Here is a 773-nt window from a genome sequence, read left to right as displayed (position 1 = left end):
AAGGACCTGCGCCAACGACGACAACTTGCTTGTGCTCTGGTTTCCTTCTTTATACTAGCTTGCTTGGAGTTTTAATAAGGTATGTCCGAGGCCAATGTTGTCCGTTCTTTCCACAACAGAGAGACCTGCTGCTTCAACAATTTCTAGGAAATCATCACTACGGTAGAAACGGCTATTACCATTGGCTAGGCAGGTAAAGTAAAGCGAGGTAGCATTTAAGCTGTATGACGCGCCCGCGTATTTCTGCGCATCCCAAAACAGTTCGAGAACGTAAACGGTATCGCCCGCGCTCAACTGCGCCTTCACTTTCTTCAAAATATTTAAAATTTCAATTGGAGAGAAACAATCTAAGAACTGGCTCATCCACCAAATATCGGCATGATCAGGCAATGTTTGGGCTTTATCAAGCATATTGGCAGGATACGGATGCACGCGTTCGCTGAGCTTATTCTCTGCCACGTTAGACATCGCGACTTCCAGTTGCTGCGGCAAATCAACAATGGTCACATGCACATCTTTATCGTAGTTGCAGCACTGCATTGCCCATTTACCCGTATTGCCACCGATATCGACAATATGTTTTGGCTCATTGGCAAACACTTCTTTAAGCAGCAATGGGAAAGAACGATCCGAATAGAAGTGATCAAACTTAAACCAGCTCTGCTTAGCTTGCTCAGGTAATGTCGACAATCCTTGATAGATGGTTTCCCAATCGCCCAGCTCTTTCAATCCAGCAGGTTTGCCGTCTTTGATTGCTTCAGTCAAGTGCATCA

The 773-nt window shown here is 45.3% G+C and carries 1 protein-coding gene; it reads right to left on the bottom strand.

From position 1 onward, the window contains the following. Window positions 1–54 precede the first annotated feature (54 nt). Window positions 55–773, bottom strand: a 719-nt coding sequence (locus R8O11_RS26930; RefSeq protein WP_318194838.1) for a methyltransferase, incomplete at its 5' end; no start/stop codon positions are given.

Source organism: Vibrio sp. 1288, assembly GCF_033344475.1.
Note: the sequence above shows the minus strand (reverse complement) of the source record. Positions and strands in the feature narration are given on the sequence as shown.